Here is a 7,268-nt window from a genome sequence, read left to right on the forward strand (position 1 = left end):
GCTCCGGCCGCTCCGAAGCCCCTCGCCTCCATGGTGGTCGCGAGCTTGCCGGAGCGACGCAGCGCGAACACGAGCAGCGAGAAGGAGCCGCGCAGGAAGGAACGGATGCGCGAGGCGTCGCCCACGCCTCGGGCGCGTCGTGCCCGCTCCAGGGCCTTCCAGTCGGCGGCCATCAACGAGGTCATGCGCGCGCCCGCGAGCGCGGCCAGGACCGGCCGGGCGGGCAGGTGCAGGATCTGCGCCAGGCCGTCGCCCATGTCGGTCGGGTCGATGCGGTCGAGCAGGGCGATCGCGGGGACGACGAGCGCGCACATGCGCAAGCCGATGCCCAAGGCCAGCCACATCGAGTGGTCGGAGATCGCAGCAGGCCCGAAAGACCAGTAGACGTGCCCGCCGGGTGAGGCGTAGAGCAGCATCGAGAGGGCGCCGAGGGGCGCGGCCAGCAGCAGCGGCGTGGCCTTCAGGAAGAAGCTGCGCGCCGACACGCCCGACAGGGGCACGAGGGCCAGCTCGAGGGCGAGGGCCACGCCCGCGCTCACGGGGTCGATGGTGATGAGCAGCGGCGTGGTCGCCACCAGGAGGGCGAGCACGCGGGCGACGGGGTTGGTGCGGGCCAGGAGGCCACGCCGGGGCGCTCGGGCGGAGGTGGGCGCACACATCCGTGCGGCACCCGCAGTCGCCGCACTGGCAGGCACCTCGCCCGCAGGCGCGTCAGCACCCATCGCATCGCCGATTATCGTCGCGTCCGCGCTATCGCCAGATTCCGACCCGACACTCGTGCGGGACGCGCAACCAGAGTCGGCCTCGTCACGTGGGGAGGCGAGCGCGGACTCGGCGCAACCGCGCGACTCTCCCCCGCCTCGGATCCCAACCAACCCCAGGTCGACGACGCGCTGGCCCATCGCGGCCACGAACGCGGGGTCGTGCGTGATCGACACCAGGGTGACGCCGCGCGCGAGGGCGGAGCGCAGCAGGCGCACGAGGCCCAGCCACGTGCCGCGGTCCTGCCCGAAGGTCGGCTCGTCGAGGATGAGCAGCTCGGGGGCGCTGATGAGCGCGGTCGCCACCGACAGGCGGCGCTTCTCACCGCCCGACAGCGTCATGGGGTTGGCGCGAGCGAGCTTAGTGAGGCCCAGGGCCTCCATGTGTTCCTCGACGAGGGGGGCGATCTCCTCCTCGCTCATGCCGGCGGCGCGCGGGCCGATGGCGAGTTCCTCGGCGACGGTGGAGGCCAGGAACTGGTACTCGGGCTCCTGGAAGACCATGGACATGCGGCCCAGGAGCTGCTTGCTGCTCCACTCGTGGGGGTCGCCTGCCGTGCCGTCGGAGGTCTCGACCTCGACCGTGCCCTCCAGGGGCGGCAGGAGGCCCGCCAACGTCAGCGCGAAGGTCGACTTTCCGGCGCCGTTAGCGCCAACGATGCAGGTGGACACGCCGCGCTCGAGCGTCAGGTCGATGCCGGACCGCACGGGGGAGGCCTTGTCGTAGCCGATCGTCAGGTCGGTGACGCGGGCGATGGGGGCATCCTCGGACGAGGCCGGGGCGGCCTCGGGCGCGGGGCCAACCTCGGCGGCGATGTCGTCGCCGGGAAGCCAGATGCCGCGCTCGCGCAGGGCGTCGCCCTGCTGTGCGAGGACCTCGTCGAGGGGGCCGTCGGCAGCGATGCGACCGTCGGCCACCACGATGACGCGGTCCACGAGGGGCGCCCACACGTCCACGCGATGCTCGACGACCACCACCGTCGCGCCCGTGCGTTCCACGACGGCCTCGACGGCGGCGCGCACCTCGGCGATGCCGCTCGGATCCAGGTTCGCGGTCGGCTCGTCCAGGAGCAGCAGGCCCGGGCCCATCGCGAGAATCGACGCGAGCGCCAGGCGCTGCTTCTGCCCGCCCGACAGCTCCGTCGTCGAATGATCAAGGGGTGCGTCCAGGCCCACCGCGCTCAGGGACTCCTCCACGCGAGGCCATATCTCCTCGCGGGGAACCCCCAGGTTCTCCATGCCGAAGGCCACGTCGTCACCCACGCGGGCCAGGACCACCTGGGCCTCGGGGTCCTGCATGAGGAGGCCCACGCGGCCCCTCGCCTGCGCCGGGGCAACGCCGTCAACGGTGAGCGTGCCGGTGGCCTCGCCCTCCTCGGCGCCACCCAGCAGGCCCGCCAGGCCGCCCATGAGCGTCGACTTGCCCGACCCGGACGGCCCGAGCACCAGCACGCGCTCACCCGGCGCGATATCGAGATCAACGCCCGACAGCGCGGCGTTCTTGCGCCCAGCGTGACGCCATCCCCATTCGCGCGCGCGAACGCGCGCGCCCGCCCCCTCACCCAGCGGCGCCCGGCCATCCGGGGAGGAGACGGGGCGGGGGGAGGCGGAGGAGGCCTCGTTCATGGAGCGGGAATCAGACAAGCTCACGCGCTCCGCGTCCCGAGGCGAAGCGGTCCAACGCGCCCGTCTTCGCCAGCGCGTTCGTCAGCGCCCACGCGAGGACGCCAGCCAGAACGATGCCCGAGAGCGCGCCGCACGCCAAATAGATGGCGTTGTAGAGCACACCCTTTTCGAGGTGGCCGTAGAGGAAGAGTTCGAGGGTCCACTCGCAGGCGAAGGACAGCGCGCCGGCAGCGGCGACAACCCACACGTTGAAGCGGCGGTAGGCGAGAAGCGCGAAAACGATCTCGGCGCCGATGCCCTGCGCGAGGCCCGAATACAGTGTCTCGACCGCCCACTGCGAACCCAGACCCATGGAAACGGTCGCGGCCACCAGCTCCACGAAGAGCGCAGCACCCGGCTTGCGAATGACGTAGCCGCCGAGCGTGCCGCCCAGCAGCCAGATGCCCGTCGCAAGTCCGTCCAGGCCGGGGGTTATGGCCTTGAGGCCCTCCAAAGCGGCATTACCCACCTGGTTCCAAACAGCAAAAATAAGGCCGCACGCGACGCCCAGGACGGCGGCGGTGACGATGTCGATGACCCTCCAACTGAGGGACCGAGCGGTGGTAGCCATGCGAGAATACTCCCTTCGTGTTGCACGGCGGCCACGAGGGAAGAGCCTTCCTACGCCGGTATGATCCGGATCAGGTTCTACGGTCGGGGGTGGTCCCCTCTCAGCTCGCGTCGAGCTCCCGTGGCACGCTAGTGAGCATAGTCACTTAGTATTCATCGCGCTACTCGTGCAGGTGAGGGCCCTGATGGGGCCCCTCGCCCGTCCCCCCATCGCCCAGGACTCCGCGCGCCGCGCGACGCAGCAGGAAGTGGCGGTTCGCGAAGGCCGCGCCCACGATGAACGCGATCCACACCAGGGAATAGACGAGGCCGGGGCGGGTATCGTCCCACATCGCCAGGATGACGCCCATGGCCCCCATGAACGCCAGGACCACCCACGCGCCGACGGCACCGCCGGGCGACTTGAAGTGCGATTCCTTGTGCAGGTGGGGGCGCTTACGCAGGTACACCAGGTAGGACACGACGATGACGACCCACACGCCCATGAAGAGGGTGGCCGAGACCGAGGTCACCAGCGTAAAGGCCGCGGAGATCGAGCCGCCCGTCGCCATGATGATGATAGCCGTCAGCAGGCACACGCATGACAAGAACAGGGCGTTGAGGGGCACGTGATGCTTCGAGAGGCGCGCGAAGATGCTGGGCGCCTGCTCCTGGCGGGCCAGGCCGTAGAGCATTCGCGAGGTGGAGTAGATGCCCGAGTTCGCGCTGGACGCTGCCGAGGAGAGCACGACCAGGTTGACGATCGTGGCCGCCGCGCCCAGGCCAGTCAGGGAGAACATCGTGACGAAAGGCGAGCGCTCGGGGCTCACCTGGTCCCAGGGGGTCACCATCATGATGGCCGCAAGGGCCGCCACGTAGAAGAGCATGATGCGCACGGGAATGGAGTTGACGGCCTTGGGGAGAGTGGTGTCCGGGTCGTCGGTTTCCGCGACCGTCGTGCCGACCATTTCGATGCCGATGAAGGCGAAGAGCGCGATCTGGAAGCCACCCAGGAAGCCGGTGAATCCATTGGGGAAGAAGCCGCCGTGGCTCCACAGGTTCGAGACGGCGGCGGCGGTCCCCTCCTCGTCGATCGTGCCCATGGCGACCATACCGAAACCGACGATGACCAGGGCGATGATCGCGATGATCTTGACGAGCGCGAACCAAAACTCCGTCTCACCGAAGGCCTTGACCGTCATCGCGTTGAGGGCGAAGAGCAGCAGGGTCGTGGCGGTGATGGGGATCCACGCAGGCAGGCTCGGCCACCAGAAGTGCGTATAGCCGGTGATCGCGATCATGTCCGCGACGCCGGTGACGACCCAGCACGCCCAGTACGTCCACCCCGTCACGAAGCCCGCCCACGGGCCGATCAGGTCGCGCGCGATGTCCGCGAAGGTCGCGTACTTGCGATCGGAGAGCAGCAGCTCGCCGAGCGTGCGCATGAACAGGAACAGGACCGCGCCGATGATCATGTAGACCAGCAGGATCGAGGGGCCCGCGACGGAGATCGTCTTGCCTGAACCCATGAACAGGCCCGTGCCGATCGCACCGCCGATGGCGATCAGCTGAATATGGCGATTCTTCAGGTTTCGCTGAAGCTTTTCGCCGCCCTCCTGACGGGGCTCGTCGTGCACGACTGGCTCGCTGCTCATTCGTTTTCCTTTCCGCTGGTTGCCGCCCGCGGGCGGTGCTTTGCGCGGTCTTTGCGCGCGCACGGAGCGCGCTTGACCCTCCAACGCTACCGCAATAGCCCGCCCACGTCCGAATTCAGGTGTCGCACGGCACGCAGCACGCAACGGAGTTAGGTTAGCCTTATGAACTTTGATGCAACCTCCGCCCCTCACCACTCGGACGAGACCCCAGCCGCTCCCAGCGGCCCAGGCAGCTCCACACTCACACCCCACGCCGACGAGACCACCACAGCTGCGCCCACCCAGGCCTCGTTCCCTGCCAGCTCGCCGGGGGCGGCCACGTCGCACACCCCCGCCCAGGCCTCGTTCCCTCTGGCCTCCACGGCGAGCGTGCCCACGCAGCGCGCGGCGCGTTACGGCAAGCAGCTCGTCAGCCACATGGCGCACAAGATCACGGGCGCGTGGGACGAGGAAACGGTCAGCGGCTACCTGCTGTTCGACCGCGAGGGGCCGGTGCTGGGGCGCTTCGACGTGATCGCGTCACCGTCGGATCTTCGGCTTGAGCTGCGCACGACCCCCGAGCGCGCTGCTCACCTCGAGCATGTCGCGGGCATTCACCTGGCGCGATTCGGCGCGCGCGACAGCCTTGCCATCGCCTGGCAGCGAGCCGACGGCGGCGAGGGCTCCACGCAGGGCCCCCTCACCCCCGAAGAGGTCGAGGCGCACGCCCGCGCCAAGAAGGCAGCCCGCGAGGCGGCGCGAGAGGCCGAGCACGCGGAGTAGCCGCGGCGGAGCGCGAAGGCACGGGGCTCGCAGCACAGTAGGCGCACACCGGGAGCCGTTGCATCACTTGCGCATGTAATGCACTAGTTAGCCAGGCAGTGCACCACCCACCACTGCGACGCACTACTTGGACAGACATTGCATTACTTACTCGCCAGCGCAACGCTCCGCATCTAGCGCAACACTCCCACTCACAAGCCCAACCGCGGCGCGCGTCGCAACCACACAGGGCACCACATCCATAACAGGGCACTGCACCCGTTACGTGGCGCTGCACCTCTTACGTGGCGCTGCACCCGATCAGAACGGGTGCATTGCCTACATATCGGGTGCATTGCCTACATATCGGGTGCACTGCCTACATATAGGGTGCACGACACCCACCCTCAAGAATCTCGCATGCAATTCCCCCGGCGGCTTCCCTTCACACACCTCAGAAACCTTGGAATTCCAACGATCTAATGTCGCACTCTGAAACGCCCACGAGGGAATTGCATGCGACTTATGGGAACGCAGGGCACCTGCGCGTATCCGACAGAACACATGCGCAAAGCCGCCACCGGCCGATCCGCCAGCGGCCGCACACCACGAACAACCAGGCCACCCCCACACACCGCCGCCCAGCACACCGCCACACCAACAAACAACCCCCGCAGCCGTGAGACTGCGGGGGGTGCACAGTCTGGCAACGCGCTCACTACGAGTCATTCGCCGGCGAAATGCTGCGACGACGGAACATCAACGCCACCCGCAAAGGCCAAAACGACGGAACATCAACAATGCCAGCGGATACCGAAACGGCGAAACCTCAACGACATCAGCAGATGCCGGCACGGGGGCTCAGAAGTTCAGCGGCCCTCGAGGTAGTTCTTGGCCGCGACCAGGACCTGCTCCCACATGCCGATCGCGTCCTCATACGCCTGGCGGGCCTCGGCCTCGTCGTCGGAGACGGATGCCAGGCCGGACTCCTCGACGTGGATGGCGACGCCGCCGCGCTCCTCGGAGAGGGAGACCTCGACGCGGGTCGCGTACTCGTCGGGCAGCTCGTCGTCGGCGAGCGGGTACCAGCGGAAGGCGACGACGTCCATGGGGTCCTCGTCGGCCTTCTCGATCAGCCAGTCGCCGGCGTCCGGGTCGCTCACGCGGTAGAGGCCATCGTCCCCGAGGCTTACTTCGTGGTCGCCCAGGGGGCCGTCGTTGACCCACCAGCCCGGCTCCGACACGAGCGCCCACGCGGCCTCGATGTCGCAGTCCACGACCACGTCGGTCTCGACGCGGTCCATGTCGTCCTCACCGTCGGCGTCAGAAGTCATGTCAAAGAAGCTCATGTCTCAACGGTACCGGCTCGCGCGCTCGCAGGCACGCGAATGGACGCCCGAAAAAGCACGCGCACAGGCACGTCAGCACTCGGTCGCGAGGCGTCGGTACGCCGCGGTCGTCGCGCGCACGACGAGGCGCGCGCTCGCGCCCTCAAGCCCGCTGTCTTCGTTCGCATATGACGAGGCCGTGGCAGGCCCACCGGAGATGGCGGGGGCGGCCACGGCCTCGTGCGTGGAGGGGCGCTCAGGCGAGGCGCGTGATGCGGTAGCGCCAGTCGACGGGGCCGGCCTCCAGAGTCTCGACACGGTAGTGCTGCGTCGAGTCCTGCAGGTGCGCGAACAGCGGCTCGGGCTGGTGGGGCGCACAGATCTGGAGGTTTTCGCCGACGGGCAGGTTGTCGACGGCGGCGAAGAGGACCGCGTGTCGCACGACGCGGGGGATGGAGTGGATGACGAGCTCGTCTGCGCCGGGGCGGTGGATGACGCCGGCGCCGCCCGCGTGGACCTTGCCCGCAGAGGGGGCGCCGTCACCGCAGCCGCAGCCGCCCGCGGTGGAG

7 protein-coding genes and 1 riboswitch are annotated in these 7,268 nt (G+C 68.7%); of the genes, 1 reads left to right on the top strand and 6 read right to left on the bottom strand.

Annotated features, from left to right (window positions below; all coding sequences use genetic code 11):
- The 3 genes from HMPREF1138_RS07775 to HMPREF1138_RS07785 form a co-directional block, all read right to left on the bottom strand.
- A partial coding sequence (locus tag HMPREF1138_RS07775; protein ID WP_009058450.1) for an ATP-binding cassette domain-containing protein occupies window positions 1-2,387 on the bottom strand: 2,387 nt, incomplete at its 3' end.
- Window positions 2,388-2,397: 10 nt separating this feature from the next.
- Entirely contained in the window at window positions 2,398-2,997 is a 600-nt protein-coding gene (locus HMPREF1138_RS07780) for an ECF transporter S component (protein WP_009058440.1), read from the bottom strand.
- A gap of 30 nt (window positions 2,998-3,027) precedes the next feature.
- Window positions 3,028-3,129, bottom strand: a riboswitch (TPP riboswitch).
- Between the two features lie 28 nt (window positions 3,130-3,157).
- The gene (locus HMPREF1138_RS07785) at window positions 3,158-4,630 is read right to left on the bottom strand and encodes an amino acid permease (protein WP_009058452.1); all 1,473 of its coding nucleotides are present in this window, start codon (window positions 4,628-4,630) and stop codon (window positions 3,158-3,160) included.
- Window positions 4,631-4,792: 162 nt separating this feature from the next.
- On the opposite strand from HMPREF1138_RS07785, the gene HMPREF1138_RS07790 reads away from it, so the two are divergent.
- A complete protein-coding gene (locus HMPREF1138_RS07790; RefSeq protein ID WP_039937501.1) occupies window positions 4,793-5,392 on the top strand; it encodes a DUF2218 domain-containing protein in 600 nt (199 codons plus the stop codon).
- An 848-nt stretch (window positions 5,393-6,240) separates the two neighbouring features.
- On the opposite strand, the gene HMPREF1138_RS07795 is transcribed toward HMPREF1138_RS07790, so the two are convergent.
- From HMPREF1138_RS07795 to HMPREF1138_RS07800, 3 genes are all read right to left on the bottom strand, one after another.
- On the bottom strand, window positions 6,241-6,720 hold the full coding sequence (locus HMPREF1138_RS07795) for a toxin (protein ID WP_039937503.1): 480 nt from the start codon (window positions 6,718-6,720) through the stop codon (window positions 6,241-6,243).
- Between the two features lie 72 nt (window positions 6,721-6,792).
- On the bottom strand, window positions 6,793-6,933 hold the full coding sequence (locus tag HMPREF1138_RS11140) for a hypothetical protein (RefSeq protein WP_009058448.1): 141 nt from the start codon (window positions 6,931-6,933) through the stop codon (window positions 6,793-6,795).
- A gap of 22 nt (window positions 6,934-6,955) precedes the next feature.
- Window positions 6,956-7,268: DUF2249 domain-containing protein (locus HMPREF1138_RS07800; RefSeq protein ID WP_009058445.1), on the bottom strand; the 313-nt coding region annotated here is incomplete at its 5' end.

The sequence above is a fragment of the Actinomyces sp. ICM58 genome, assembly GCF_000283035.1.
GTDB lineage: Bacteria > Actinomycetota > Actinomycetes > Actinomycetales > Actinomycetaceae > Pauljensenia.

Excerpts from the sequence above, each read along its gene's own strand:
- HMPREF1138_RS07780 (WP_009058440.1), bottom strand. The coding sequence starts at position 2,997 with ATGGCTACCACCGCTCGGTCCCTCAGTTGGAGGGTCATCGACATCGTC.
- HMPREF1138_RS07785 (WP_009058452.1), bottom strand. The coding sequence starts at position 4,630 with ATGAGCAGCGAGCCAGTCGTGCACGACGAGCCCCGTCAGGAGGGCGGC.
- HMPREF1138_RS07795 (WP_039937503.1), bottom strand. The coding sequence starts at position 6,720 with ATGAGCTTCTTTGACATGACTTCTGACGCCGACGGTGAGGACGACATG.
- HMPREF1138_RS07790 (WP_039937501.1), top strand. The coding sequence starts at position 4,793 with ATGAACTTTGATGCAACCTCCGCCCCTCACCACTCGGACGAGACCCCA.